We start from the raw sequence: 25,165 nt of genomic DNA, 5'->3' as shown, positions 1-25,165 counted from the left end.
GTCACGGGCGGCGGCGCTCCCCCGACACCGGCTCCCCGGCGCTCTGCACATAGGCGACGGTCAGCGTGAGCCTGTCGCGCCGCAGGCCGTCCGCGTGCAGCACGGCATCCACGGTCTCGCGGGCGTGCCGCAGCGTCGCGACGCTACTCACCCGCCCGTCGACCCCGATCGCGGCCTCGACCGCCACGCCCTCCGGTGCCGCGGTGACGGACACGATCGGGTCGGCACCGCGCTCGACGCCCCAGGCGGCCGCCCCCGCACGCACGAGGTTCGAGACGAGCGATCCGGAGCGGTACACACCGCGCACACCCGAGCAGGCGCGCAGGGCGGTCTCGATCCGGATCGCGAGGTCCGCGCGCTCCTCCTTCGTCAGCTCGGCGTCGGCCATCATGCCCCCTCCCTGACGTCGGTGATCGCGACGTCGATCGCCGTGACCTGCAGCTCGGTGTGACGACGCAGCCGGACATCCACCTCGGCGCGCAGCCGGTCGGCGACGCTGCGGAGAGGGTCGCCGAGGCGCACGCTCGCATCGATCATCACCCGCACCGGCGCTCCGGGCTCGGTCACGTCGCCGTCCAGTCGGCACCGGCCGACCAGAACCCCGGGGACGGCCTCCTCCGCGGCACGGACCAGTCCGCGCACGGCACCCTCGGTGATCGCCAGCTCCACGGCCGGATCGTCGGAGGCGAACGGGATACGGCGTCCTGCCTGGGCATCCATCGCGATGCCGCTGAGGATCCGGTCCACCCAGCTCTCGTCCACCGGCGCGGCAGAGGCCGCGTCGTCATCCATCAGCTCGCTGCCGAGGCCGCGCAGCCTCTCCAGGGCGTCGAGCGCGAGCTGGCATCCCGGAGACTCCTCGATCGCGGGGTTCCGCGGGGTGCGTCCGGCGTCCAGGTAATCGCTGAGATCCTCGATCGTGTGCCCGTCCAGGTCGGCGGGCTCGAGACCGAGGCGGCGCAGCTGGTCGTCCTCGTGGTGATCGGTCATCGCCACGCCTCCATCCGTGTGATCAGGAATCGTCGCGCGCGGGACAGCAGTCCGCGCACCGTGCTGACGGGGATGCCGAGCTCCTCGGCGATCTCGTCGTAGCTGTAGCCGCCCAGCTCCCGCAGCACCCAGCACTCGCGCTGGGCCTCGGGGAGCTCGCGCAGAGCGGCACCGAGGGCCGCGACACCCGCTCGCGCTTCGGCGACCGCGGCGGGCGACGCCTGCGGCGGCGCGGGCCGGTCGATCTCGTCCACGTCGAGGGCCGGCCGCGTCTGCCGCAGCCGGTCCACCGCTTTGCGGCTCACGATCCGCATGAGCCAGCTCTTCACCTTGGCGGGGTCCTCCAGCTCACCGAACCGCTGCCACGCGGTCACGAACGCATCCTGCACGATGTCGTCGACCTCCGCCGATGCGTTCAGCATCCTGTGCGTGTAGGCCCTCATCATCGGCGTGTACCTGCGCACGAGCACCGCGAATGCGGCGACGTCCCCGTCCATTGCACGGCCGGCGACGATGCGGTCCCCAGCCTGCTCCAGCGCCTCACCCCAGCGGTCGGCTGCCATTCCCCCACCCCTCGTTCACGGTTCCCCAGGCGTTCGGAGCCCGCGCCGCGTCGGATCGTGACGACCCGATGCGCGCAGGCGGAGGAGACGCCCGCACGGGCGTCTCCTCCCCCTCCGTCACTTGGTGAACGTGTCCTTGACATCCTCGGCCGCGTTCCTGACATCGCCCTTGGCCTGCTCGGCCTTGCCCTCGGCGACGAGCTTGTCGTTGTCGGTGACCTCGCCGACGACCTCCTTGGCCTTGCCCGCCACCTTCTCGGCTGCGGCCTTGATCTTGTTCTCCGCGCTCATGGCGTCTCCTTTCCTCAGACGACCCCGACGGTCGGGGTCGATGTCCGTGCGGCGTTCCGGCCCTCCGGCGCCGCGGTCCGTCCCGTCGCGAGCGAACGACGCATCCGCTGCCGCGACCGGAAGAGTTCCCGCCACCCGCGGTCGGCGACGTGCACGACGAGCGGCATGCGGGTACCGGTGAGGGCGTCCCACTCCTGCACCACGTCATCGACGGCCGCGAGCAGCCCGCCCAGAGCCGCACCGGGGCGCGGGGTCACCACGAGGCCGAGAGCGATCCCTCGCCCGACTCTCCGGCTCGTCAGCCGGGCCGCGAGCACGTCCGCCCGATCGGCGAGCGGCGCCGCGAGCAGCTCCTCCGCCACGCTCCGGTCGACGGTGGTCGTTCCCCCTCCGCCGACGAGGCGGAGGACGGTGCGCTCCCGCCGCGGCCGGCGCGTGAGCAGGAACGCCACGAGCAGGACCACGAGCAGTGCCGCAGCGGCGATCCCCACGATCGCCCACAGCGGCACGAAGCCCGCACCGGGGATGTCGAGGCCCCATGCCCCCGACCACGCCACGAGGCCGTCCGCCTGCGCGAGCACCTCCTCGAAGGGTGGCGGGAGCATGCCCGTGCCCGGCAGCCCCCCGGCGAGGAGGACGACGCCCCCGCTCAGAAGCACTGCCGCTCCCCCGAGGAGGACCGCGCGGTTCGCCGCCGTCCCTGCCGACGTCATGCGATCACTCCTTCCCGTCCCACCTGCACCCGCGGCGAGAGCCGGAAGCCGACCTCGTCCAGCACCCGGGCCGCTGCCTCCTCGGCGGCAGCCGCATCCACCGGCACCCCACTCGTCGGAGTGACCCGGATCAGCGCCGCGCGTCGGGCCACGGTCACGCCCACCTGCCCGCGCGGCACCCCGATCCGGCGTGCGACCGCGTCCGCGATGGCGTCGGCGAGCACACCGTCGTCGATCACGAGCGCTGCCCGCGTGTCGAGACGTGTGCGGCGCGCACGCCGGCCCGGAAGCACAGCGAGCGCGAAGAGGAGCAACGCCAGGAGGAGAAGCGCGACCCCGACCGCGATCGCGGCCGACGGCATCTGCAGGAGCGCCGGGACGGGCGCGAACCAGGCGGCGGCCTGCGTGCGGAACCCCTCGTCGAGGGCCCACGCCGCCACCCCGACCAGCAACAGGGCGAGGACCAGGGTCAGCACCACGGCGAGCGCGATCGCAGGGCCCCGGCGCGTCGCCGTCGCCTCTCGGCGGAGGAGCCGCCGGGGTGTCGCGGTGTTCGTCGTCATGCCACTCTCCTCTCCGTCTCGCGTCGGACGCCGGCGAAGCGCACGTCCACCGCTCCCACGTGACGCGCTGCCAGGTCGCGCATTCCCTGCACGACGGCGTCGCGGACGGCGTCCGCCCGTGCACTCACGGGATCGGTGCCCTGACGGCTCAGCACGACCGGAACCTCCACGGACACCCGCAGATCGCCGCGACGGTCCGCGAGCTGAACGCTCACGTCGTCGATGCCGACCCGAGCGGCGTCCCGGACGATCCCCAGAGCGAGCCGGTGCAACGCGCGGGCTTCGACGACCGTGGCCCCCGCCACGGTCGTCGGCCCGTCCGTCTGTGCCACGCTCATGAGGACGATCGCCGCCCGCGCACCACGTCGGCGAGCGCCCGCACGTCCAGGCGACCGTCGACGATGCGGCCGACGACGGCGCCGACGAGCATCGCGAGGGTGACGAGCAGGAACGCCCAGAACCCCCAGACGATCCAGGTCAGCGCGAGCACCGTCGCCGCAGCTCCGCCGATCACCGAGGCGTTCACTGGACCCGCGCCTCCGGGGCCTCGTCGTCGTCCTCCGAGGGGATGTGCACGTCGTTGACGGTCACGTTGACCTCGGCGACGTCCATGCCCACCAGCTCCACCATGGCCCGGTGGATCGCGGCCCGCACCTGGTCGGCCACCTTCTGCAGGGACACCGGGTACTCCGCCACGATCGTCACGTCGACGGCCACCTGCGTCTCGCCGACCTCGACGCTGATCCCCTGCGCGAGGTCGGTCGTGTTGAGGGCGTCGCGGATCGCACCCATCATGCGCGCGGCGCCACCGCCGAGCGCGTAGACGCCGTCGACCTCCCGCGCCGCGATGCCGGCGATCTTCGCGACCACCGCATCCTCGATCGTCGTCTTCCCCGCCGCCCCCTGCGACGCCGGGACGACCTGAGCCTTGGGCTGGGTGCCCCCAGTCACGTTCGCCATCTCGAGCTCCTTCATCCGTGTGTCCACGCGGTTTCCGCGCGGGCCGTGTTCTCACGACACCACTAAGACGGTCGGGGAGCACAGAATGTCACAAACTTCTCGGAACGAATCTCCGGGCCTTCCTCGGCGGCGACTTTCAGTGCACTCCAAGGTTCAGAGTGCAAAGTTGCACTCTATGGAGAACAGTGCAGAATCCACGAGGGAGCAACGCAAGCGGCGGACCACGCGGGCACTCACCCAGGCCGCACGCCGCCTGACGGCCGAGCGGGGCTTCGCCGGCTTCACGGTCGAAGAGCTGTGCGCCGACGCCGGAGTCTCCCGGCGCACGTTCTTCAACTACTTCGAGAGCAAGGAGAACGCCGTCTTCGGGTTCGCCGTGATCGACTCCCGCCAGGAGGAGCTCGAAGCGGTCTTCCTCGAGCGCGACGGCGATCTCCTGGACGACTTCGTGCAGCTCACCGTCGAGCGCTTCGCCCTCTTCGATCCGATCGAGCACGCCGCCGAGCTGTTCGCCGTCATCGAGCAGGAGCCGCGACTGCTGCGCGCGGCGTTCGAGCAGCAGGAGAAGCACGAGCGGCGCGACATCGCCCTCGTCGCGCGCCGCATCGGCGGTGCCACCGACGCGGAGCTCCGCGCCGAAGTGCTCGTCCACTCCGTCGGCGCGCTCGTCCGCCTCTGCATGGAGCAGCTGCTGCACCACCACTCCACCGAGCCGTTCGCCGACCTCATCGCCCGCCGACTGCGCCTCGCGCGCGACCTCTACTCCCCTTCACAGAAAGCCCACTGATGTCCGCCACCGTCACCGCGGATGCGCCCTTCCTCCTCACGAAGCGCCGCATCTGGATCATCTTCAGCGCCCTGATCGCGGGCATGCTGCTCGCGAGCCTCGACCAGACCATCGTGTCGACGGCGATGCCCACGATCGTCGGCCAGCTCGGCGGCGTCGACCATCAGGTCTGGATCACCACCGCCTACCTGCTCGCCACCACCATCGTCATGCCCATCTACGGCAAGTTCGGCGACGTGCTGGGACGACGGTCACTCTTCCTCGTCGCCATCGCCCTGTTCACACTGGCCTCGGTGGGCTGCGCGTTCGCGACGGACTTCTGGATGTTCGTCGTCTTCCGTGCCCTCCAGGGTCTCGGCGGCGGCGGGCTCATGATCCTGTCGCAGGCGATCATCGCCGACATCGTGCCCGCCAACGAGCGCGGCAAGTACATGGGTCCGCTCGGCGCGGTGTTCGGCCTCTCCGCCGTCGCCGGACCGCTCCTCGGCGGTTTCTTCGTCGACCACATGACCTGGCAGTGGGCGTTCTACATCAACATCCCGGTCGGCATCGCCGCGTTCCTCATCGCCCTCGTGGCTCTGAAGCTCCCCAGCAAGAAGGCGGAGAAGCCGATCGACATCCTCGGCGTGCTCTTCCTGTCGGCGGCGACGACCTGCCTCATCTTCTTCACCGACTTCGGCGGCGACGCCGCGTTCGGCTGGGACTCGCTCGCGACCTGGGCCTGGGGCGCCGGGCTCGTGGTGTCGGCGACGGCGTTCGTCATCACCGAGTCCCGGGTGCAGGACCCGATCATCCCGCTCAGCCTCTTCCGCAACCCGATCTTCGTGAACGCCACGGCGATCGGCCTCGTCCTCGGCATCGGCATGTTCGCCGCGATCGGCTTCGTCCCGACGTTCCTGCAGATGTCGTCCGGCACCTCCGCCGCCGCCTCCGGGCTGCTGATGATCCCGATGATGGTCGGCCTCATGGGGACCTCGATCTTCTCCGGCCTCGCGATCTCGAAGACCGGGAAGTACAAGATCTATCCGATCCTCGGCACGATCATCACCGGTATCGCGATGGTCGCCATGACCACGCTGTCGGCGGAGACGCCGATCTGGTTGATCTGCGCATTCCTGTTCGTCTTCGGCGCCGGGCTCGGCCTCATCATGCAGGTCGTCGTGCTCGTCGTGCAGAACGCCGTCCCGGCGGGCGAGATCGGCACCGCCACGAGCACGAACAACTACTTCCGCGAGGTCGGCGCCTCGCTGGGGACGGCGGTGTTCGGCACGATCTTCACCACGCGTCTCACGGAGAACCTGCTCGGCGTGTTCGCCGGCGCCGGGGCGTCCCCCGAGGCCGCCTCCGAGGCCGCGTCCACGATCGACCCCGCCACGCTGAACAGCCTGCCGGACGAGGTCCGCGACGGCATCGTCACGGCATATGCGGACGCCCTCGCCCCGGTGTTCTGGTACCTCGTGCCCTTCATCGCGCTCGCGCTCATCCTGTCGCTGTTCCTCAAGCAGATCCCGCTGTCGGATCAGGCGGGTCTCGTCGCGCGCGGCGAGGCGATCAGCGGCGAGGAGGCCGAGCGCCTCGAGGCCGAGCTCCGCACGGCCGGGCGGGTCGGTGCCGCACGCACGGACGCCGAGCCGGAAGAGACCGGCTCGGCGTCCACGGGCAGGTAGCCCGCGCTAGGGGAGGTCGGCGACGTCGACGTCGTCGTCCTCCCCACCGCCCGTCGCGGGAAGGTCGTCAGGCTCGGGGTCGTGATCGGTGGTGACGAAGTCGGGGTCGACGCCGATGGCCTCGATCTCCTCCTGGTTGTCCTGGCTGTTCGACGTGTCGGACATGGCGCCTCCTGATGTTGGGGATCCGGACGGCCAGTCTGCGCGGGGGCGCCGACGCGGCCGAGGGGGTTGACACGGCGTGTCGCCGCCGCACGCCCACTCGCCGGGGGCGGAGCCACCAGACTGGAGCTGTTCGCCCCCTCTCCCTCCCTTCCCGAGGAGCACCCGTGATCGACGCCGCACCGCACCGTTCCGCCTGGCAGCGCTTCTGGGATCGCGGAGGCTGGTGGCGCGCCCTCCTGCTCGCGGCCGTGTACTACGGGCTCTATCAGCTGCTCTCGCTGGCCCTCCTCCCGCTGGCCGCGCAGGTCGACGATCCGGCGAGTGCAGCCGGCGTCCTCGTCTACGACGTCCTGCCGATCCTCGTCGGGGGCCTCCTGCTGGTCGCGTTCATCGCCTCGCTCGGGTGGTGGCGACCCGTGTTCGGGCCCCAGCCCATCCGGGGAGCGGGGTGGATGTGGATCGCGATCATCGCGGTCCTGCTGTTCAACGTCCTCCGTTTCCTCACGATCGAGGACGGCAGCGTCGGACGTGATGTTGTCGCGACCTGGCTGCTCGCGGGACTCGCCATCGGCTTCGCGGAAGAGGTGCTCACGCGCGGCCTCGTCGTGAAGATGATGCGGGACGCCGGCGCACGCGAACTGGTCGTCGCGGTGGTCTCCGCGGCGATCTTCGCCGCTCTGCATGCGGGGAATCTCCTGACGGGGCAGGATCTGCTCCCGACGCTGTTCCAGCTCGTGTACACGTTCGCGTTCGGCATCTGCATGTACCTCGCGCTCCGGGTCACCGGGACGATCATCGCCCCGATCCTCCTGCACGCCAGCACCGATCCGAGTATCTTCCTGCAGACCATGCACCCCGCCGAGGGCGGGCTCACCGCGGTCGCGGGGCTCGGCAACATCGTCGTGATCGTCGCGGGTCTCGTGCTGATGATCTTCATCCGTGGTCGGGTCGGGGCTTCCGCACCCGACACCTTCGCCCCGCAGCGCTGACCGCCCGGATCACACCGCACGCCAGACGGCGTGCGTGCCGACGGCCGCGATCGCGAAGACCAGCACGGCGACCCGGTGCGCATCGCCGACGGCCAGGGCCGCGTCGGAGGCACCGATGAGATCGTCGGCGACACCGGCCACCATCGTCCGCGACACGACGGCATCGTCCATCTCGGCCACGCCGTCCGCGAGCCACCCCATGACGAGCCGGAGGGATCTCGTCCCGAGCTCGACCCCGAGAGGGACCGCAGGACAGCTCAGCACGTCGGCGACGGTCACGCCGTGTCGCAGCAGCCCGGCGAGTGCCCCGGCGAGGGCGCCGGTCAGCAACGCGCGCCCGTACCCTTCGGCGACCAGCAGGTCCCAGGACTCGTGCGGCGCGAGCGTTTCGAGCCCGAGGGAATGACCGCGCCCGTCCGCGACGGCTTCCTCCAGGGCGCGCCGGGCGTCCCGGAACACGATGCTCGCACGGCGATCGGGCGCAGACACGGCAGACCTCGTCCCTCGATGCCCGCCATCTCGGTGGCCGGCTGGGAGGCCGACGCGTCACACACTCTAGGACGCTCCGCGCAGGGTGAGGACGGTATCCCGGCACTGAGGTCGGAGACGACAAAACCCCCGGAATGTTCCGGGGGTTTCATTCTGTAGCAGGAGCGGGGCTTGAACCCGCGACCTCACGATTATGAGTCGTGCGCTCTCACCAACTGAGCTACCCTGCCGCACGGCATCCGCATCGCAGATGCGAACTCCGAGCCCCGAGTCAGGATTGAACTGACGACCCCTTCCTTACCATGGAAGTGCTCTGCCACTGAGCTATCGGGGCGTGCTGCCCCTCGCGGGGCAACCACACGAGAATACCATCACTGTGGCGTCCTCATGAAATCGAGACGGTCACTCCTCCGAGGTGAGAGACGTGCGTCCGGCGTTCTTCTTGAGCCACGGCATCGGGTCGATGGTCGTCCCGTTCACGATGAGCTCGAAGTGCAGGTGCGCGCCGTAGGAGCGGCCGGTGTTGCCGGTCTTGCCCACGATGTCGCCCACCTTGACCTTGTCGCCCGCCTTGACCTGCAGCGAGCCGTACTGCATGTGCGAGTAGTGGCTCGTGATGACGGAGCCGTCGATGACGTGGTCGATGTAGACCGTGACACCGTAGGCGGCACCCTGCTCGGTCGCGATGCGGACGGTGCCGTCGGCGATGGCCTGGATGGGCGCGCCGTTGCCCGGCACGAAGTCGATGCCCTCGTGGAGGCGGCCGCTGCGCATGCCGTAGCCGTAGCTCATGCCGACGCCGACGAGGAACGGCCACTGGATGGCGGCATCCGGGTCGTTCGTGAAGATCTCGCCGGAGTAGTTGATGCCCTGCTCCGCGGCGACCTCGACGAGCGAGACGGTGCTGAAGTTGTCGGCCCGCGAGAGGGGCTCGTTCTGCACACCGGACGGCGCGACGAAGGCCTGGATCTCGTCGTCCGCCGAGCCTGCTGCGTCAGCAGCCGCCGCGGTGACGAGGGAGGTCGAGGCGAGGGAGCCGCCCTGGGCGGCGGCGACCGCCTCCGCAGGAAGCGTCATGGACACGGCCAGGAGGCCGGCGAGGCCCATTGCTCCGACGGTGGCACCGGCAGTGAGGGCCTTGCGGATGCTGCGCGTGCGGCGAGGACCGACGGCCGCGAGGCCTGCTGTGTCGATCTTCGGCGCGGTCTGCGATGCGGCATTCGGGGCGAAGGCCGAACGGCGGGACGCCGACGACGTCGGGATGGAGCCGGTGGTGCGGAAGGCGCGGGAGGCGCGCTCGAAGGCGTCACCCTCGGCGTCGGCTTCGGCGACGAAGGGCTCCGACGCCGGGGCGATGTCCTCGACCGGAACCGTGTCCTCGGCCTTCTCGACGATCTCCGCGACGACGGGCACCGCGGGGACATCGGCGATGGCAGGCGCGGGAGCCGCCGCAATGAAGGGCTCCTCCGGCGCGGCGGGCACCGGAGGAACGTCGGCCTGACGCTGACGCGCGGCGCGACGGGAGAGCGGGATGACAGCAGCGAGGGCGATCACGGTCTCCGCGTCAGCGAGGGGTGCCGTCGACCCGCTCGCCGAGGCCTCGGAGGCCGCAGTGCGAGGGCGGCTGGACCGGCGCGTGGGCGCAGCGGCAGCCTGGGGGTTCTCGAAGGGCAAAGCTAATCTCTCGGTCGTTCGTGATGCTCGGGGGCGCAATGACAACTCTCACCTTCGGGTGGTGAAAGTAACGATCGGGTAAACACTACCCCGATCGACCTGTGAATGCCATGGATCGGTCAGGGTTTTTCCTCATCGAGGATAGCGCGGAGTCGGTCGTGCAGGGTCACGCAGCCCGCGATCAGGAAAGGCCGCGGCGATTCCCGATCGATCCGGCTGACCCGGCCACCCGCCTCCTGGACGAGCAGCGCGCCCGCGGCATGGTCCCACGGCTTGAGCCCGCGCTCGAAATATCCGTCCAGTCGGCCGGCCGCCACATAGGCCAGATCCAGGGCCGCCGACCCCATACGACGAAGGTCACGGGCGATCGGCATCACCCGCCGGACCGTCGCGAGGTCGCCGTCGTGGGTCGTCGGGTCGTAGCCGAATCCGGTCGCCAGGAGCGCGCCGGCGTCGGTCACCTCGGTGACCGCGAGCCGGACGCCGTCCGACCAGGCCCCGTGGCCGCGAGCAGCCGTGAAGGTCTCCCCCACGGCCGGCGCGTGCACGGCCGCGGCCAGCGCCTCCCACTCGTCCGGCTCCGGCGGACCGCTGACGGCTGCGATGCTCACGTTGTACGCCGGGATGCCGTAGGCGTAGTTCACCGTGCCGTCGATGGGGTCGACCACCCAGGTGATCCCGCTGTCGCCGGTCGCCGCGCCCGACTCCTCACCGAGGAAGCCGTCCGCCGGTCGCGCCGCGCGCAGGCGCTCGCGGATCAGCTCCTCGACTTCGCGGTCGGCGTCCGTGACGATGTCGGCGAGCGTCGACTTGGTCGCGGCGAGGCGTACGCCCTCCCGTCGACGGGTCCGGGCGAGAGCTCCTGCCTCCTCGGCGATCTCGGCCGCCAGGGCGCTGAGCTCGACAGCGTCGATCACGGCGCCGGGTGCGAGGGGGCGGGCGGCGGCGGCGGGAAGGCCGGGGGCTCACCCTGGGCGGGCGACGCGGGCTGCGGCGGGGCCGGCTGCGGAGGCGCCGACTGAGCGGGTGCCGACGCCGGCTGAGGCGGAGCGGGTCGGTCAGGCGCGGGCGGCACGGGTCCCGGAGCGGGAGGAGCGCCGAAGTCGGGAAGGGCCGGAGTCGTCGGCGCGAGGGGCGGCGTCGCCACGGGGAACGCCGTGGCGGGCGCCTGACCCAGTGCCTGAGGGGCCGTCGAGGGGTACCCCGTGTAGTAGGCGTTCCAGTCCGGGCTGCCGTCCGGGAGGACCGGGAGTGGCGTGATCCCATCGGCGTAGGTCGGCCAGGACGGGGCGGAAGCAACGGGACGGGCGGCGGGAGCCTTCTTCGGCGCGAACAGGGCGTTCAGCAGCGGAATCAGCGTGGTGCCGACGGCGACGAGGATCGTGAGGGCGACGACGATGCGCCAGTACAGCTCGGTGTAGTCGAAGGTGTTCGGGAACGCGAGGAAGAACACCAGCAGCGCGACGAGGGCACCGAGGAAGACGATCGTCACGATGTGGATCACCTTCGTGAAGGTCGTGACGTGTCGCTGCGCGGCACGGGTGAACAGCCGCACGTGGAGCAGTGCGAGCTGAAGGATCCCGATCACGAGCAGCAGCTGGAAGAACCGTTCCGCGCCGAAATAGAGGCCGTCTTCCGGAAGCCAGATCTTCACGAGGCCGACGAGGAGCGCGACGACCCAGGTGACCATGCTGGCGAGCTGGAGCCAGTCCGGCCGGTTCGGCGCGAGGCCCGCCTCGAGGATGGCGATTCCGGCGAAGGCGGCGAGCAGGAGGATCGTGAGGAAGGCACGACCGATGAGGCCGTTCTGATCACCGACCAGGACCCACACGACGCAGACCAGTGCGGCGGCGATGAGGGCGCCGATGGCGACCCACAGCGACCCCCTGATGAGCAGCGACATGTTCTTCTTGTCACCCTGCGGCTGCAGCCGTGCGGTGTCCGGATGGGACATGGGGATCCTCTCGTCGAGCGGCGATGCCTTCATCCTGCCACGCGCAGGCCCGCTTGTTCCGGCTTCCCTCAGGCGCGCGGGAGATCGGGAAGCGACCGCGCTCTGGGGAGGAGGGGTCAGCCGGCCTTCTTCGCGGATGCCTCAGCGAAGGCCGCGACCCGCGCCTGCGCGTCCGGGGTCTCCAGGGCGGCGCCGATGGACCGGGCCTCCTCGCTCAACTGCTCGGCGAACGTGCGCTCCGGCTGCGACCGCACCAGCCGCTTGGCCTGTCCGTACGCGTCGGCGGCCCCGGCGAGCCAGAACCGCGCGACCTCCTCGGCCCGCGCACGGACCCGGTCGGCTTCCGTCCTGCTGTCCTCGCCTTCCACGACCTCGGCCACCAGCCCCCAGTCGAGGGCCTCCGCGGCGGTGAGCAGCCGGTCCTGCAGCACCAGCTGGAGGGCGCGGCGCTGGCCGACGGCCCGCGCGAGCTGCGCCGACACGGAGAGGTCGGGCGTGAGGCCGATGTTCGCGTACAGGCTCCCGAGCTGCGACCGCGAGCCCACCACGGCGTAGTCCGTGGCGAGCAGGATGCCGAGTCCACCGCCGGCCGTCGTCCCGTGCGCGGCGGCGACCACGGGCACGCTCGACTCCGTGAGCGCGCGGATCCCGGTGTTGATGACCTCGGCCAGCGCGGTGATCTCCGCCCCGGACGACCCCATGGTCATCGCCATGTCGATCACGTCGCCGCCCGCGCAGAACGCCGGTCCCGCCGCGTCGATGAGGATGGCCTGCACGTCGTCGCGCGACGTCGCCTCGACCGTCGCATCCCGCCAGGCGTACGCCAGATCGGCGTTGAAGGCGTTGAGGCGGGTCGGACGGTTCAGCGTCAGCCGCGCCATCCCCTCGTCGACGGCGAACAGGACGGCATCACTCATGGCTTCTCCTTCGAGCACAGGCGGATGCCTCCAGGCTAGTCGCGCTCAGGAGCCGTCCCAGACGCGAGCGACGAACCGCTCCATCCGCCGCCGGGTGCCGTCGAGGCGGAAGTCGACCTGTCCCGCCGCCCGGATCTCGTTCGGTGCGAGCGGATGCGCCAGGCGCACGTTCTCGTGGCAGGACAGGTCGGCGCAGATGTAGGTGCCGACCGAGTCGCCGCGCTCCCCCGCCTCCCCCGTGCGCCGGGCGGCGAACAACGCCACCTGGTTGCCCGGCTGCATCGTGTGGCAGATGTTACACATGCCGGAGCGCCCGCGCCCTGGTTCCGACGCCCGCAGCACCACGCCGACCACGCGCCCCTCGTGCGGGATCAGGACGTAGCCGCGCTTGCCGGCACTCGGGTCGCGCCAGGCGAAGAAGTCGAGGTAGTCCCAGTCCACGAGGAGGAAGTCGTGCGGCATCTCCATGACGCGCAGCTCGTCGGCGTCCGCGTTCACGAACGAGGCCCGGACGTCGGCTTCGGTGAGAGGTCGCATCGCTCCAGTCTAGGAACTCGGCGCGGAGGTGAGGCCGGGAACGCGAGAAGCCCCCGCGAGCGGGGGCTTCCGTGGTGGCGAGTGAGGGATTCGAACCCCCGAAGTCGAAGACGGCTGATTTACAGTCAGATCCCTTTGGCCACTTGGGTAACTCGCCAGAGCGCACCCGTCCGACTTGAACAGCCAACCGGGGGCACGAAGAACAATCATACCTGCCGGATGCGGGCGCGAGAAATCGAGGCGTCAGCTCCCGTACACGCCGCGGTCGGCGACGGCCAGCGACTCCGGTGTGCGCAGCAGCCCGCCCTCGGCGCGGCAGGTCGCGGCGGCCACGTCCATCGCGCGCGTGAGCAGGGCCGTCCACTCCTCGGCCGCCTTCGGGCCGCCGTCCACCAGCCCGGCGGCGACGGCGGCGAGAGTCGCATCCCCAGCCCCCACTGTGTCGACCACGCGACCAGGGAGCGCCGAAATGGGAGCCGAGACCGACCCGCCGTCCGACTCGAGCACCGCGCCGTCTGCCCCGGCCGTCGCGAGCACAGCGGTGACTCCGAGGCTCCGGAGCCGCGCGCGCAGGGCGTCGAGGTCGCCGTCGTAGAGCACGGCAGCGTCGTCGGCACCGACCTTCACCAGCTCGGCCCTCGAAGCCAGCCGCTCGAAGCCGCGGACGAACTCCTCGCGGTCGGACAGCATGCCGGTGCGCGGGTTCGGGTCGATCGCCAGCCGCGCGCCCTCCACTGCGGCCGCGAGGGCGTCGACCTCGTCGGGGGCATCGAAGGGGAAGCAGCTCACGGCGACGATGTCCGCGTCGCCGATGGCGGCCCTCGCCTCGTCCGAGTACCGGATGGTCCGCTCCTGGGCCGCGCGGTTGAAGACGTAACTCGGCTCGCCGTTCGCGGCCCGGGTCACGACGGCCCGCGACGACCCATGCGGCGCCGCGCTCGCGATCAGCCGTACGCCGTGATCGGCCAGGTACTCGCGGATGTGCGCGCCCGCGACATCCTCCCCCACCATCGCGATGAGGGTCGTGGGGATGCCGAGCCGGCGCAGCCCGACCGCCACGTTCAGGGCGGCTCCGCCGACGAACTCACGGACGCCGCTGTCATCCCGGATCTCGTCGATCAGGGCGTCTCCGATGACGACGGCCGCGCCGCCGGGGGAAGTCTCAGTGCTCACTCGCCGACCCTACCGCGCCGCCCGCGCCCCGAAGCAGCGCCGAACCGTGTGCATAACTCAGGAGACCTGGGCCTCCATGCCGTCACGAGCAGCCGACGGCGGCCTGCCGTCCCGGATCTCCTGAGTTGTGCACACCCGAACGGGCCGAGGGACGACGAAGGCCCCGGGGAGAACCCCGGGGCCTTCGTTCACTCACTCACACCTCAGTTGTAGGTACCGGGGGTGATGTCGTCCGTCGAGAACGCGTCGAAGTCGACGTAGCCGAAGTCGCCGTCCGCGTACGCACCGTCGGATGCGAAGATCCGGTTCGGGTAGCGCTCGCTCTTGGCTTCCTCGGTGGCCTCGACCGTGACGTCGCGGTACTTCGAGAGACCGGTTCCGGCGGGGATGAGCTTTCCGATGATGACGTTCTCCTTGAGACCGACCAGCGGGTCGCGCTTGCCCTCCATGGCGGCCTGCGTGAGCACGCGGGTCGTCTCCTGGAAGGACGCAGCGGACAGCCACGACTCGGTCGCGAGCGACGCCTTCGTGATACCCATCAGCTCCGGGCGACCGGACGCGGGGCGCTTGCCCTCGGCCACGGCCTCGCGGTTGATCTGCTGGTAGCGCTTCAGGTCGACCATCTCACCCGGCAGCAGGGTCGTGTCGGCGTGATCGACGACGGTGACCTTGCGGAGCATCTGACGGACGATGACCTCGATGTGCTTGTCGTGGATCGGCACACCCTGCGACCGGTAGACGCCCTGGACACCGCCGACGAGGTACTTCTGCACCTCACGGGCACCCATGACGCGCATGACCTCCTTGGGGTCGAGCGTGCCGACCTGCAGGGGCTGACCGACCGAGACGTGCTGGCCGTCCTCGACGAGGAGGGTGGCACGCTTCAGCACCGGGTAGACGACGGGCTCGTCGCCGTTGTCGGGCGTCAGGATGACCTTCTTGGCCTTCTCGGTCTCGTCGATCGTGATGCGGCCGTCGGCCTCCGCGATCGGCGACGCACCCTTGGGGGTACGCGCCTCGAACAGCTCCTGCACACGGGGCAGACCCTGCGTGATGTCATCCGCCGACGCCGAACCACCGGTGTGGAAGGTACGCATCGTCAGCTGGGTACCGGGCTCACCGATCGACTGGGCCGCGATGATGCCGACGGCCTCGCCGATGTCGACGGTCTTGCCGGTCGCGAGCGAACGGCCGTAGCACTGCGCGCACACACCGACGGCGGAGTCGCACGTCAGGACCGAACGGACCTTGATGGTCTCGACACCGAGTCCGACGAGCTTGTCGATGAGCACGTCGCCCACGTCGTCGCCGGCCGAAGCGAGAACCTCGCCCGACTCGCTCACCACGTCGGAGGCCAGCGTGCGGGCGAACACCGAGTTCTCGACGTTCGCGTCGCGCACCAGCTCACCCTGCGAGTTCGGAGCGGCGATCGGGAGCTCGAGGCCCTTCGACGTGCCGCAGTCCTCTTCGCGGATGATGACGTCCTGCGAGACGTCCACCAGACGACGGGTCAGGTAACCCGAGTCGGCGGTACGCAGAGCGGTGTCGGCCAGACCCTTACGGGTACCGTGCGTCGCGATGAAGTACTCCGCCACCGACAGACCCTCGCGGTACGAGGAGATGATCGGACGCGGGATGATCTCACCCTTGGGGTTGTTCACCAGACCACGCATACCGGCGATGTTCCGGATCTGAAGCCAGTTACCACGGGCGCCAGAGGACACCATGCGGTTGATGGTGTTGTCCTCCGGGAAGTGCGCCTTCATCGCGGCCTGCACCTCGTCGGTCGCCTCGGTCCAGATCTTGATGAGCTCCTGACGACGCTCGGCGTCGGTCGTGAGGCCCTTCTCGTACTGGGACTGGACCTTCGCGGCCTGCTTCTCGTAGCCCGCGACGATCTCCGCCTTGTTCGGCGGGGTGAGGATGTCGCTCAGCGCGACGGTCACACCCGAACGGGTCGCCCAGTAGAAACCGGCGTCCTTGATGCGGTCCAGCGTGGCGGCCGTCTCGACCTTGGGGTACTCCTCGGCCAGCTTGTTGACGATCTGCGACAGCTTGCCCTTGTCGGCCTGCTCGCGCACGAAGGGGTAGCCCTTCGGGAGCGCGTCGTTGAAGATCGCCTGACCCAGCGAAGCGTCGACCAGGCCGTGCTTCTCGTAGCCCTCGGGAGCCTCGCCCTCGAGGAAGGCCAGACCCGGGATGCGGATGCGGACCTTCGCCTGCAGGTCGAGCGTGCCCTCGTCGTACGCGAGCTGTGCCTCGCCGACGGAGCCGAACGCACGACCCTCGCCCTTGGCGCCGGCCTTGACCGTCGTCAGGTGGTGCAGACCGATGATCATGTCCTGCGAGGGCAGGGTCACCGGACGGCCGTCCGACGGCTTCAGGATGTTGTTCGACGCGAGCATCAGCACGCGGGCCTCGGCCTGAGCCTCGACCGACAGCGGCAGGTGCACGGCCATCTGGTCACCGTCGAAGTCGGCGTTGAACGCCGCGCAGACGAGCGGGTGCAGCTGGATGGCCTTGCCCTCGACGAGCTGCGGCTCGAACGCCTGGATGCCGAGACGGTGCAGGGTGGGTGCACGGTTCAGCAGCACCGGACGCTCGCGGATGATCTCCTCGAGCACGTCCCAGACCTCGGGACGGGTGCGCTCGACGGCGCGCTTCGCGGCCTTGATGTTCTGCGAGTGACCGAGGTCGATCAGGCGCTTGATGACGAACGGCTTGAAGAGCTCGAGCGCCATCTGCTTGGGCAGACCGCACTGGTGCAGCTTCAGCTGCGGGCCGACGACGATGACCGAACGGCCCGAGTAGTCGACGCGCTTGCCGAGCAGGTTCTGGCGGAAGCGACCCTGCTTTCCCTTGAGCATGTCGCTCAGGGACTTCAGGGCGCGGTTGCCTGTACCGGTGACGGGGCGACCGCGGCGGCCGTTGTCGAACAGGGCGTCGACGGCCTCCTGCAGCATCCGCTTCTCGTTGTTGACGATGATCTCGGGGGCACCGAGGTCGATCAGGCGACGGAGACGGTTGTTGCGGTTGATCACGCGGCGGTACAGGTCGTTCAGGTCGGAGGTCGCGAAGCGGCCACCGTCGAGCTGGACCATCGGACGCAGCTCCGGCGGGATGACCGGGACGACGTCGAGAACCATCGCGGCCGGGCTCATGCCGGTCTCGAGGAACGAGCTGACGACCTTGAGGCGCTTGATCGCACGGATCTTGCGCTGGCCCTTGCCCTCCGAGATCTGCAGACGCAGGTTCTCGGCCTCGGCGGCCAGGTCGAAAGCGGCCAGGCGACGCTGGATCGCCTCGGCACCCATGTATGCCTCGAAGTACTGGCCGAAGCGGTCCTGCAGCTCGTGGAAGACGTCGTCCTCCGGGCGCAGGGCACCGACCTCGAGCGTGCGGAAGTCCTCCCACACGCGCTCCAGCTTCAGGATCGCCTCGTCGGCACCCTTGCGGATGAGCGACATCTCCTTCTCGGCGGCGTCCTTGACCTTCTTCTTGGCGTCGGCCTTGGCACCCTCGGCCTCGAGGGCCGCGAGCTCCTCCTCCAGCTTCGCCAGGCGCTCCGCGATCTTCGAGTCGCGGCGGTCGCCGAGCGTCTTCAGCTCGAGACGGATGTTGTTCTCCTGGGTGCCCAGGTCGCGGTGACGGGCATCCTCGTCGACCGAGATGACCATGTACGCGGCGAAGTAGATGACCTTCTCGAGGTCCTTCGGCGCCATGTCCAGCAGGTAGCCGAGGCGCGAGGGCACGCCCTTGAAGTACCAGATGTGGGTGACGGGAGCGGCGAGCTCGATGTGACCCATGCGCTCACGACGGACGGAGCTCTTGGTGACCTCCACGCCGCAGCGCTCGCAGACGATGCCCTTGAAGCGGACGCGCTTGTACTTGCCGCAGGCGCACTCCCAGTCACGGGACGGGCCGAAGATCTGCTCTCCGAAGAGACCGTCCTTCTCCGGCTTGAGGGTGCGGTAGTTGATGGTTTCGGGCTTCTTGACCTCGCCGTAGGACCACGCGCGGATGTGGTCTGCGGTCGCCAGGCCGATGCGAAGCTCATCGAAAGTTGTGGACTCGAGCACTAGTTCTCCTGTGTCGGAAATTCTTTTTGAGAAGTCTGGGCTTCGACGGGCTCAGCGACCCGGTGGGTCCTGATCCCAGGAACCTGGGTCCCTGAGCCCGTCGAAGGGTTAGATCTCGTCGATCGAGGCGGCCTCGAAGCGGCTGGAGATGTTGATACCGAGTTCCTCTGCGGCGCGGAACGCCTCGTCGTCGGTGTCGCGGAGGTTGACCAGCGTGCCGTCGGCCGAGAGGACCTCGACGTTCAGGCAGAGCGACTGCATCTCCTTCATGAGCACCTTGAACGACTCGGGGATGCCGGGCTCCTGGATGTTCTCGCCCTTGACGATCGCCTCGTACACCTTGACGCGGCCGAGGATGTCGTCGGACTTGATCGTGAGGAGCTCCTGGAGGGCGTACGCCGCACCGTAGGCCTCGAGGGCCCACACCTCCATCTCACCGAAGCGCTGTCCACCGAACTGCGCCTTACCACCGAGCGGCTGCTGGGTGATCATCGAGTACGGACCGGTGGAGCGGGCGTGGATCTTGTCGTCCACCAGGTGGTGGAGCTTCAGGATGTACATGTAGCCCACGGAGATCGGCGCCGGGAACGGCTCGCCGGAGCGGCCGTCGAACAGCTGCGTCTTGCCGCTCGAGTCGATCAGGCGCAGGCCGTCACGGGTCGGGAGCGTCGAGTCGAGCAGACCGGAGATCTCCTCCTCGCTGGCACCGTCGAACACCGGGGTGGCGACCTTGGTGCCGGGCGCGGCCTCGAAGGCCTGCTGCGGCAGCTTGGCGGCCCACTCCGGGGTGCCCTCGACCTTCCAGCCCTGCTTCGCGATCCACCCGAGGTGGGTCTCGAGCACCTGGCCGAAGTTCATTCGACCCGGGATGCCGAGCGGGTTGAGGACGATGTCGACCGGCGTGCCGTCCGAGAGGAACGGCATGTCCTCGATGGGGAGGATCTTCGCGATGACACCCTTGTTGCCGTGGCGGCCGGCGAGCTTGTCACCCTCGGTGATCTTGCGCTTCTGGGCGATGTAGACCACGACGCGGCGGTTGACGCCGGAGCCGAGCTCGTCGTCGCCGTCCTCGGCGTTGAACTCCTTGACCGCGATGATCGTGCCCTGCTCGCCGTGCGGCACCTTCAGGGACGTGTCGCGGACCTCGCGGCTCTTCTCGTTGAAGATCGCGCGGAGCAGGCGCTCCTCGGCCGACAGCTCGGTCTCGCCCTTCGGCGTGACCTTGCCGACGAGGATGTCGCCGGGGCGGACCTCGGCGCCGATGCGGATGATGCCGCGCTCGTCGAGGTCCTTCAGCAGCTCCGGGCTGACGTTGGGGAGGTCACGGGTGATCTCCTCCTTGCCGAGCTTCGTGTCGCGGGCGTCGACCTCGTACTCCTCGATGTGGCTCGAGGAGAGGGTGTCGTCCTTCACCAGGTCCTGGCTCAGGATGATGGCGTCCTCGAAGTTGTAGCCCTCCCACGTCATGAACGCGACGAGGAGGTTCTTTCCGAGGGCCAGCTCGCCGTTCTCGGTGGCGGGGCCATCGGCGATGACCTCTCCGACCTCGACGCGCTCACCGGCGTTGACGACGACCTTCTGGTTGTAGGAGGTGCCCTGGTTCGAGCGGTCGAACTTGCGCAGGTGGTACTCCTGCGTGCCGCCCTCGTCGAGCATGACCACGACGCGGTCCGCGGAGACCTCGGAGACGACACCGGCCTTCTCAGCGGTGATCACGTCACCGGCGTCGATGGCGGTGTAGCCCTCCATACCGGTTCCGACGAGCGGCGAGTCGCTGCGGAGCAGCGGCACGGCCTGACGCTGCATGTTGGCGCCCATGAGCGCGCGCTGCGCGTCGTCGTGCTCGAGGAAGGGCACGAGCGAGGTCGCGACCGACACCATCTGGCGCGGCGAGACGTCGATGTAGCCGATCTCCTCCGGGAGGAACAGGTCGACCTCACCGCTGCCGCCCTTCGGGCGCGCGAGCACGTGGCTCTCGCGGAAGCGACCCTTCGCATCGAGCGGCGCGTTGGCCTGCGCGATGTTGTAGTCGACCTCCTCGGAGGCGGTCAGGTAGTCGATCTGGTCGGTCACGACACCGTCGACGACCTTGCGGTACGGGGTCTCGATGAAGCCGAACGAGTTGATGCGCGCGAAGGTCGCGAGCGCACCGATCAGGCCGATGTTCGGGCCTTCCGGGGTCTCGATCGGGCACATGCGGCCGTAGTGCGAGGGGTGGACGTCACGGACCTCGACGCCGGCGCGGTCGCGGCTCAGACCACCGGGGCCCAGAGCCGACAGACGACGCTTGTTGGTCAGACCCGCGAGCGGGTTGTTCTGGTCCATGAACTGCGACAGCTGCGAGGTTCCGAAGAACTCCTTGATCGCGGCGACGACGGGACGCACGTTGATCAGGGTCTGCGGCGTGATGGCCTCGATGTCCTGCGTGGTCATGCGCTCGCGGACGACGCGCTCCATGCGGGACAGACCGGTGCGGACCTGGTTCTGGATCAGCTCGCCGACCGCGCGGATACGACGGTTGCCGAAGTTGTCGATGTCGTCGGTCGCGAGACGGATCTCGGTCTTCTTGCCGCCGCGGATGCCCTCGAAGGTCTCCTCGGTGCCCGCGTGCAGACGCACGAGGTACTTGATGGTGGCGACGATGTCCTGCACCGTCAGCACCGACTCCGTCAGCGGGGTGTCGAGACCCAGCTTGTGGTTGATCTTGTACCGGCCGACCTTGGCGAGGTCGTAGCGCTTCGGGTTGAAGTAGAAGTTGTCGAGCAGCGCGCGGGCGGCCTCGGCGGCGACCTGCTCGCCCGGACGCAGCTTGCGGTAGATGTCGCGCAGCGCGTCTTCCTTGGTGACGATGGTGTCCTTCGCGAGCGTCTCCTCGATCGAGGTGTAGCCGGCGAACTCCGCGAGGATCTCCTCGCTGGTCATGCCCAGCGCCTTGAGGAAGACCGTGACGGACTGCTTGCGCTTGCGGTCGACGCGGACGCCGACCTGGTCGCGCTTGTCGATCTCGAACTCGAGCCACGCGCCGCGGCTCGGGATGACGCGCGCCGACACGATGTCCTTGTCGGACGTCTTGTCGGGGGTCTTGTCGAAGTAGACACCCGGCGAGCGCACGAGCTGCGAGACGACGACGCGCTCGGAGCCGTTGATGATGAACGTGCCCTTGTCGGTCTGCAGCGGGAAGTCGCCCATGAAGACCGTCTGGGTCTTGATCTCACCCGTGAGGTGGTTCATGAACTCGGCCTCGACGTAGAGCGGGGCCGCGTACGTCTTGCCGCGCTCCTTGCACTCCTCGATGGAGTACTTCTCGGGCTCGAGGTACGGGTTCGTGAACGACAGCTGCATCGTCTCGCCGAGGTCCTCGATCGGGGAGATCTCCTCGAAGATCTCGCCCAGACCGCTGTTCTCGTTCACGTCGGTGCGACCGGCGGCCTTGGCCTCGGCCACGCGCGCCTTCCAGGCGTCGTTGCCGACCAGCCAACCGAAGGACTCGGTCTGCAGGGCGAGAAGGTCCGGGACCGTCAGCGTGTCGGAGATCTTGGCGAACGAGAGACGGGAAGCTCCGCGTCCGTTCTTGGTGGTGGTGGATGTGGATGCGTTGGGAGCAGCAGCCAAGGGAATAACCTCCGTGAGCCCCGCAGGGCTTCTCGATTCCTTTGTCGTCAGGTGGAGTGCGCTCAGAAGCTCACGAGATGCCGACCACCATATGAGGGCAGGGAGAAGCGAGCGCAACTACCAACTATAGACGCGATCTCACGACATGGCAAGCGCAATCCTTGACCAATCTTCCTCGCTGCGGTAATGGGACGGCCGAGACCCCGCCTTCGCGTCGAAACCCCGCCCTCGCCGCGGGGGCAGGGCGGGGTTTCGACGCGAAACCGGGGTCTCGGGTCAGGACGCGATGTTGAGCTCGTTGCCGGGGATCGAGGCGAGGAGGCGGCGCGTGTAGGGGTCGCGAGGGTTGGTGAAGATCTCCTCCGACGACGCGGCCTCCACGAGCTTCCCGTCCTTCATCACGCACACGTAGTCGCTGATGAGCCGCACCACCGCGAGGTCGTGCGAGATGAACAGGTAGCTCAGGCCGTACTCCCGCTGCAGGTCGCCCAGCAGCCGCAGGATCTGGTCCTGCACGAGCACGTCGAGCGCCGACACGGGCTCGTCGCACACGATGAGGTCAGGCGACAGGGCCAGTGCCCGCGCGATCGCCACGCGCTGACGCTGCCCGCCGGAGAGCTCGGACGGGTAGCGCCGCAGCATCGACTGCGGCAGCGCGACGTCGTCCAGGAGCTGCCGCACGCGCTTGCGCCGGTCTGCTCCGCTCCCCCGCTTGTAGAACTCCAGCGGCTCCGCGATCAGCCGCTCGATCGTGAACATGGGGTTCAGGCTGGAGTACGGATCCTGGAAGATGGGCTGCACCCGCTGCCGGAAGTCCTTCGTCTCCGCGCGGCTCAGGGTCGAGATGTCCTTGCCCTCGTAGCGGATGAGGCCGCTCGTGGGCTCGATCACCTTGAGGAGCATGCGCGCGGTCGTGGTCTTGCCCGACCCCGACTCCCCCACGATCGCGACGGTCTCGCCGCGCGGGATCGCGAGCGAGACGCCGTCGACCGCGACGAAGTCCTCGTGCTTGCCGCGCACGGGGTACACCTTCGTGAGGTTCTCGATCTCGACGATGTTGCCCTTCGACGAGCTCAGGGACCCGGGGGCCGACGAGCTCAGGGCCCCAGGCTCACGGTGGGTCGCTGAGCCTGTCGAAGCGCCCTCCCGGGTCGCTGACCCGGCCTCCTCCTGGGTCGCTGAGCCTGTCGAAGCGCCCTGCACGAAGGCTTCCGGGCGCAGCCGTGCCACCGCGACCGACGGCGCGGCCTTCACGAGCGACTGGGTGTACGGGTGCTGCGGATCCTCGAGGATCTGCCGCGCGGGACCCTGCTCGACGACCTTGCCGCGGTGCATCACGATCACCCGCTCGGCCCGCTCGGCGGCGAGCCCGAGGTCGTGCGTGATGAGGAGCACGGCGGTGCCGAGCTCCCTGGTCATCTCGCCGATCTGGTCGAGGATGGTCTGCTGCACGGTCACGTCCAGGGCGCTGGTGGGCTCGTCCGCGATGAGCAGCCGCGGCTTGCACGCCAGCCCGATCGCGATGAGCGCCCGCTGCCGCATGCCGCCGGAGAACTCGTGCGGGTACTGCTTCGCACGGCTCTCCGGATCCGGGAGGCCGGCGGCGGTGAGCGCCTCGACGACCTTGGACTGCACGTTCTGCCGGGTGGCGAGGCCGTGGGCGAGCAGCGTCTCGGCGACCTGGGTGCCGATCTTCGCGACCGGGTTGAGGTTGGACATGGGGTCCTGCGGCACGAGGCCGATGTCCCGTCCGCGGATCGACCGCAACTCGTTCTCGGAGGCGCGGGAGATCTCCCGCCCGTCGAGTCTGATGCTGCCGGCGGCCACCTTCCCCCCGCCCGCGAGCAGACCGATGATCGCCATCGCGGTGGTCGACTTGCCGGAACCGGACTCGCCGACGATCGCCACCGTCTCCCCGGGGCGGATCTCGAGGTCGACGCCCTCGACGGCGTGCACGACGCCGTCCATGGTGGCGAAGTCCACCGCCAGGCCCTCGACCGACAGCAGGGGCTCGTCCGCCATGCCGTTCTCCTTCGCGGCGCGCACGGCGCCCTCGTCATGGATGTTCATCGTGCCCTCGTCCTCGGGTCCATGGCCTCACGCAGCGCCTCGCCGAGCAGGGTGAAGCCCAGCGCGGTGACGGCGATGCAGATGCCGGGGAGGAACGCCAGCCACGGGGCGATCGCCAGCTCGGCCTGTGCGTACGTGAGCATGCGGCCCCACTCGGCGGTCGCGGGCCCGCCGCCGCCGAGACCGAGGAACGACAGCGCTGCCGCGTCGATGACCGCGGTCGCGAGGGTCAGGGTGCCCTGCACGATGACCGGCCCGATGGCGTTCGGGAGGACGTGCGACATCGTGATCCGGCCGCGGCCGAGGCCGAGTGTCTGCGCCGACAGCACATAGTCGCTGGAGCGCTGTTGGAGCATGGACGCCCGCAGCAGTCGCGCGAAGATCGGCACCTGGGAGGCCCCGATGGCGATCATCACGGCGTACGGCGTCTGCCCGAGTATCGCGGCGATCGACACCGCCAGCAGCAGGTTCGGCACCGACAGGATGATGTCGACGACGCGCATGATGACCGTGTCGACCCAGCCGCCGAACGTGCCGGCGAGGAGTCCGAGGATCATGCCGCCGACGAGACCCATCGCGGTGGAGACGACGCCGATCAGCAGCGACGCCTGCGCGCCCCAGATGAGCTTCGACAGCACGTCGCCGCCGAACCGGTCCAGACCGAGTGGGAACTGCGGCAGCTCGCCCGGGCCGGGGATGTGCGTGGGCGTGATCTCCTTCGCCCCCGGGAGCGCCGTCTCGGGGTACGGAGCGAGGACCGGCGCGAGCACCGCGACGAGCAGGAAGAGGAGCACGATGACGGCGCCGATCCACGCCGTCGGGTTGTGCCGGAGCCGGCGGAAGACGTCGCGCCAGAAGCCGCCGCCGCCGTCCTTGAGGTCGGCCTGGGCGATCGCGACGGTGTCGATGCTGCCGCCGCTCTCGGCGGACGGGCCCTGTGCGGGTGGGAGGGCGATGCTCATGCGAGCGCCT

24 protein-coding genes and 3 tRNA genes are annotated in these 25,165 nt (G+C 69.4%); 3 read left to right on the top strand and 24 right to left on the bottom strand.

The features are described from left to right. Window position 1: 1 nt before the first annotated feature. From MICNX66_RS03930 to MICNX66_RS03890, 9 genes are all read right to left on the bottom strand, one after another. Window positions 2–391 (bottom strand): hypothetical protein, encoded by a 390-nt coding sequence (locus MICNX66_RS03930; protein WP_232089183.1) that lies wholly within the window; start codon window positions 389–391, stop codon window positions 2–4. Beyond that, entirely contained in the window at window positions 388–990 is a 603-nt protein-coding gene (locus MICNX66_RS03925) for a hypothetical protein (protein WP_187663377.1), read from the bottom strand. Before MICNX66_RS03925 ends, MICNX66_RS03930 begins: the two co-directional genes overlap by 4 nt. Continuing rightward, on the bottom strand, window positions 987–1,553 hold the full coding sequence (locus MICNX66_RS03920) for an RNA polymerase sigma factor (RefSeq protein ID WP_187663376.1): 567 nt from the start codon (window positions 1,551–1,553) through the stop codon (window positions 987–989). The genes MICNX66_RS03925 and MICNX66_RS03920 overlap by 4 nt, the downstream gene beginning before the upstream one ends. A 117-nt stretch (window positions 1,554–1,670) precedes the next feature. Beyond that, a complete protein-coding gene (locus MICNX66_RS03915; RefSeq protein WP_187663375.1) occupies window positions 1,671–1,844 on the bottom strand; it encodes a CsbD family protein in 174 nt (57 codons plus the stop codon). Window positions 1,845–1,858: 14 nt separating this feature from the next. Then, on the bottom strand, window positions 1,859–2,557 hold the full coding sequence (locus MICNX66_RS03910; RefSeq protein ID WP_187663374.1) for a hypothetical protein: 699 nt from the start codon (window positions 2,555–2,557) through the stop codon (window positions 1,859–1,861). Next, window positions 2,554–3,120 carry a hypothetical protein gene (locus MICNX66_RS03905; protein ID WP_187663373.1) on the bottom strand — a complete coding sequence of 189 codons (567 nt, stop codon included), beginning with the start codon at window positions 3,118–3,120 and terminating at the stop codon, window positions 2,554–2,556. Before MICNX66_RS03905 ends, MICNX66_RS03910 begins: the two co-directional genes overlap by 4 nt. Next, a complete protein-coding gene (locus MICNX66_RS03900; RefSeq protein WP_187663372.1) occupies window positions 3,117–3,458 on the bottom strand; it encodes a hypothetical protein in 342 nt (113 codons plus the stop codon). Before MICNX66_RS03900 ends, MICNX66_RS03905 begins: the two co-directional genes overlap by 4 nt. After that, window positions 3,455–3,646, bottom strand: a complete 192-nt coding sequence (locus MICNX66_RS03895; RefSeq protein ID WP_025104398.1) for a DUF2273 domain-containing protein — start codon at window positions 3,644–3,646, stop codon at window positions 3,455–3,457. Before MICNX66_RS03895 ends, MICNX66_RS03900 begins: the two co-directional genes overlap by 4 nt. After that, the gene (locus MICNX66_RS03890) at window positions 3,643–4,080 is read right to left on the bottom strand and encodes an Asp23/Gls24 family envelope stress response protein (RefSeq protein WP_187663371.1); all 438 of its coding nucleotides are present in this window, start codon (window positions 4,078–4,080) and stop codon (window positions 3,643–3,645) included. The genes MICNX66_RS03895 and MICNX66_RS03890 overlap by 4 nt, the downstream gene beginning before the upstream one ends. A gap of 175 nt (window positions 4,081–4,255) precedes the next feature. On the opposite strand from MICNX66_RS03890, the gene MICNX66_RS03885 reads away from it, so the two are divergent. Both MICNX66_RS03885 and MICNX66_RS03880 read left to right on the top strand, forming a co-directional pair. Continuing rightward, the gene (locus MICNX66_RS03885) at window positions 4,256–4,867 is read left to right on the top strand and encodes a TetR family transcriptional regulator (protein ID WP_187663370.1); all 612 of its coding nucleotides are present in this window, start codon (window positions 4,256–4,258) and stop codon (window positions 4,865–4,867) included. After that, window positions 4,867–6,534, top strand: a complete 1,668-nt coding sequence (locus MICNX66_RS03880) for an MDR family MFS transporter (protein WP_187663369.1) — start codon at window positions 4,867–4,869, stop codon at window positions 6,532–6,534. The genes MICNX66_RS03885 and MICNX66_RS03880 overlap by 1 nt, the downstream gene beginning before the upstream one ends. Window positions 6,535–6,540: 6 nt before the next feature. Here the strand turns inward: MICNX66_RS03880 and MICNX66_RS03875 are convergent, their stop codons facing one another. After that, window positions 6,541–6,699, bottom strand: coding sequence for a hypothetical protein (locus MICNX66_RS03875; protein ID WP_187663368.1), 159 nt, complete (start codon window positions 6,697–6,699; stop codon window positions 6,541–6,543). A gap of 164 nt (window positions 6,700–6,863) precedes the next feature. Here MICNX66_RS03875 and MICNX66_RS03870 point away from each other — a divergent pair, with 164 nt between their 5' ends. Next, window positions 6,864–7,688, top strand: a complete 825-nt coding sequence (locus MICNX66_RS03870; RefSeq protein ID WP_232089182.1) for a CPBP family intramembrane glutamic endopeptidase — start codon at window positions 6,864–6,866, stop codon at window positions 7,686–7,688. Between the two features lie 9 nt (window positions 7,689–7,697). On the opposite strand, the gene MICNX66_RS03865 is transcribed toward MICNX66_RS03870, so the two are convergent. The 14 genes from MICNX66_RS03865 to MICNX66_RS03800 all read right to left on the bottom strand — a co-directional run bounded on the left by MICNX66_RS03865 (window position 7,698) and on the right by MICNX66_RS03800 (window position 25,155). Beyond that, window positions 7,698–8,177, bottom strand: coding sequence for a hypothetical protein (locus tag MICNX66_RS03865; protein WP_187663366.1), 480 nt, complete (start codon window positions 8,175–8,177; stop codon window positions 7,698–7,700). Between the two features lie 156 nt (window positions 8,178–8,333). After that, a tRNA-Met gene (locus tag MICNX66_RS03860) sits at window positions 8,334–8,407 on the bottom strand. 32 nt (window positions 8,408–8,439) lie between these two features. Then, a tRNA-Thr gene (locus MICNX66_RS03855) sits at window positions 8,440–8,511 on the bottom strand. Window positions 8,512–8,579: 68 nt separating this feature from the next. Next, a complete protein-coding gene (locus MICNX66_RS03850; protein WP_187663365.1) occupies window positions 8,580–9,851 on the bottom strand; it encodes a M23 family metallopeptidase in 1,272 nt (423 codons plus the stop codon). Window positions 9,852–9,970: 119 nt separating this feature from the next. Then, the gene (locus tag MICNX66_RS03845) at window positions 9,971–10,765 is read right to left on the bottom strand and encodes an inositol monophosphatase family protein (RefSeq protein ID WP_187664098.1); all 795 of its coding nucleotides are present in this window, start codon (window positions 10,763–10,765) and stop codon (window positions 9,971–9,973) included. Then, window positions 10,765–11,805 (bottom strand): hypothetical protein, encoded by a 1,041-nt coding sequence (locus MICNX66_RS03840; RefSeq protein WP_187663364.1) that lies wholly within the window; start codon window positions 11,803–11,805, stop codon window positions 10,765–10,767. The genes MICNX66_RS03845 and MICNX66_RS03840 overlap by 1 nt, the downstream gene beginning before the upstream one ends. A gap of 116 nt (window positions 11,806–11,921) precedes the next feature. After that, the gene (locus MICNX66_RS03835) at window positions 11,922–12,722 is read right to left on the bottom strand and encodes an enoyl-CoA hydratase/isomerase family protein (protein ID WP_187663363.1); all 801 of its coding nucleotides are present in this window, start codon (window positions 12,720–12,722) and stop codon (window positions 11,922–11,924) included. A gap of 45 nt (window positions 12,723–12,767) precedes the next feature. After that, window positions 12,768–13,259 (bottom strand): FBP domain-containing protein, encoded by a 492-nt coding sequence (locus tag MICNX66_RS03830; RefSeq protein WP_060922589.1) that lies wholly within the window; start codon window positions 13,257–13,259, stop codon window positions 12,768–12,770. A gap of 72 nt (window positions 13,260–13,331) precedes the next feature. Next, window positions 13,332–13,416 (bottom strand) — tRNA-Tyr (locus MICNX66_RS03825). A gap of 86 nt (window positions 13,417–13,502) precedes the next feature. Beyond that, the gene (locus MICNX66_RS03820; RefSeq protein WP_187663362.1) at window positions 13,503–14,432 is read right to left on the bottom strand and encodes a PfkB family carbohydrate kinase; all 930 of its coding nucleotides are present in this window, start codon (window positions 14,430–14,432) and stop codon (window positions 13,503–13,505) included. 203 nt (window positions 14,433–14,635) lie between these two features. Continuing rightward, window positions 14,636–18,511: a DNA-directed RNA polymerase subunit beta' gene (gene rpoC / locus MICNX66_RS03815; RefSeq protein ID WP_187663361.1), complete on the bottom strand. Its 3,876-nt coding sequence runs from the start codon at window positions 18,509–18,511 to the stop codon at window positions 14,636–14,638. A gap of 108 nt (window positions 18,512–18,619) precedes the next feature. Continuing rightward, window positions 18,620–22,123, bottom strand: coding sequence for a DNA-directed RNA polymerase subunit beta (gene rpoB / locus MICNX66_RS03810; protein ID WP_187663360.1), 3,504 nt, complete (start codon window positions 22,121–22,123; stop codon window positions 18,620–18,622). A 276-nt stretch (window positions 22,124–22,399) separates the two neighbouring features. Next, complete coding sequence (locus tag MICNX66_RS03805; protein WP_187663359.1) at window positions 22,400–24,193, bottom strand: ABC transporter ATP-binding protein; 1,794 nt, start codon at window positions 24,191–24,193, stop codon at window positions 22,400–22,402. Further along, complete coding sequence (locus MICNX66_RS03800) at window positions 24,190–25,155, bottom strand: ABC transporter permease (protein ID WP_071327550.1); 966 nt, start codon at window positions 25,153–25,155, stop codon at window positions 24,190–24,192. The genes MICNX66_RS03805 and MICNX66_RS03800 overlap by 4 nt, the downstream gene beginning before the upstream one ends. Window positions 25,156–25,165: the final 10 nt, after the last annotated feature.

It is taken from the genome of Microbacterium sp. Nx66 (assembly GCF_904066215.1).
Lineage (GTDB): Bacteria > Actinomycetota > Actinomycetes > Actinomycetales > Microbacteriaceae > Microbacterium > Microbacterium meiriae.
Note: the sequence above shows the minus strand (reverse complement) of the source record. Positions and strands in the feature narration are given on the sequence as shown.

Bases quoted from the DNA above. Each gene is read 5' to 3' on its own strand.
- MICNX66_RS03930 (WP_232089183.1), bottom strand. From the start codon at position 391: ATGATGGCCGACGCCGAGCTGACGAAGGAGGAGCGCGCGGACCTCGCG.
- MICNX66_RS03925 (WP_187663377.1), bottom strand. From the start codon at position 990: ATGACCGATCACCACGAGGACGACCAGCTGCGCCGCCTCGGTCTCGAG.
- MICNX66_RS03920 (WP_187663376.1), bottom strand. From the start codon at position 1,553: ATGGCAGCCGACCGCTGGGGTGAGGCGCTGGAGCAGGCTGGGGACCGC.
- MICNX66_RS03915 (WP_187663375.1), bottom strand. From the start codon at position 1,844: ATGAGCGCGGAGAACAAGATCAAGGCCGCAGCCGAGAAGGTGGCGGGC.
- MICNX66_RS03910 (WP_187663374.1), bottom strand. From the start codon at position 2,557: ATGACGTCGGCAGGGACGGCGGCGAACCGCGCGGTCCTCCTCGGGGGA.
- MICNX66_RS03905 (WP_187663373.1), bottom strand. From the start codon at position 3,120: ATGACGACGAACACCGCGACACCCCGGCGGCTCCTCCGCCGAGAGGCG.
- MICNX66_RS03900 (WP_187663372.1), bottom strand. From the start codon at position 3,458: ATGAGCGTGGCACAGACGGACGGGCCGACGACCGTGGCGGGGGCCACG.
- MICNX66_RS03890 (WP_187663371.1), bottom strand. From the start codon at position 4,080: ATGGCGAACGTGACTGGGGGCACCCAGCCCAAGGCTCAGGTCGTCCCG.
- MICNX66_RS03885 (WP_187663370.1), top strand. From the start codon at position 4,256: ATGGAGAACAGTGCAGAATCCACGAGGGAGCAACGCAAGCGGCGGACC.
- MICNX66_RS03880 (WP_187663369.1), top strand. From the start codon at position 4,867: ATGTCCGCCACCGTCACCGCGGATGCGCCCTTCCTCCTCACGAAGCGC.
- MICNX66_RS03875 (WP_187663368.1), bottom strand. From the start codon at position 6,699: ATGTCCGACACGTCGAACAGCCAGGACAACCAGGAGGAGATCGAGGCC.
- MICNX66_RS03840 (WP_187663364.1), bottom strand. From the start codon at position 11,805: ATGTCCCATCCGGACACCGCACGGCTGCAGCCGCAGGGTGACAAGAAG.
- MICNX66_RS03835 (WP_187663363.1), bottom strand. From the start codon at position 12,722: ATGAGTGATGCCGTCCTGTTCGCCGTCGACGAGGGGATGGCGCGGCTG.
- MICNX66_RS03830 (WP_060922589.1), bottom strand. From the start codon at position 13,259: ATGCGACCTCTCACCGAAGCCGACGTCCGGGCCTCGTTCGTGAACGCG.
- MICNX66_RS03805 (WP_187663359.1), bottom strand. From the start codon at position 24,193: ATGAACATCCATGACGAGGGCGCCGTGCGCGCCGCGAAGGAGAACGGC.
- MICNX66_RS03800 (WP_071327550.1), bottom strand. From the start codon at position 25,155: ATGAGCATCGCCCTCCCACCCGCACAGGGCCCGTCCGCCGAGAGCGGC.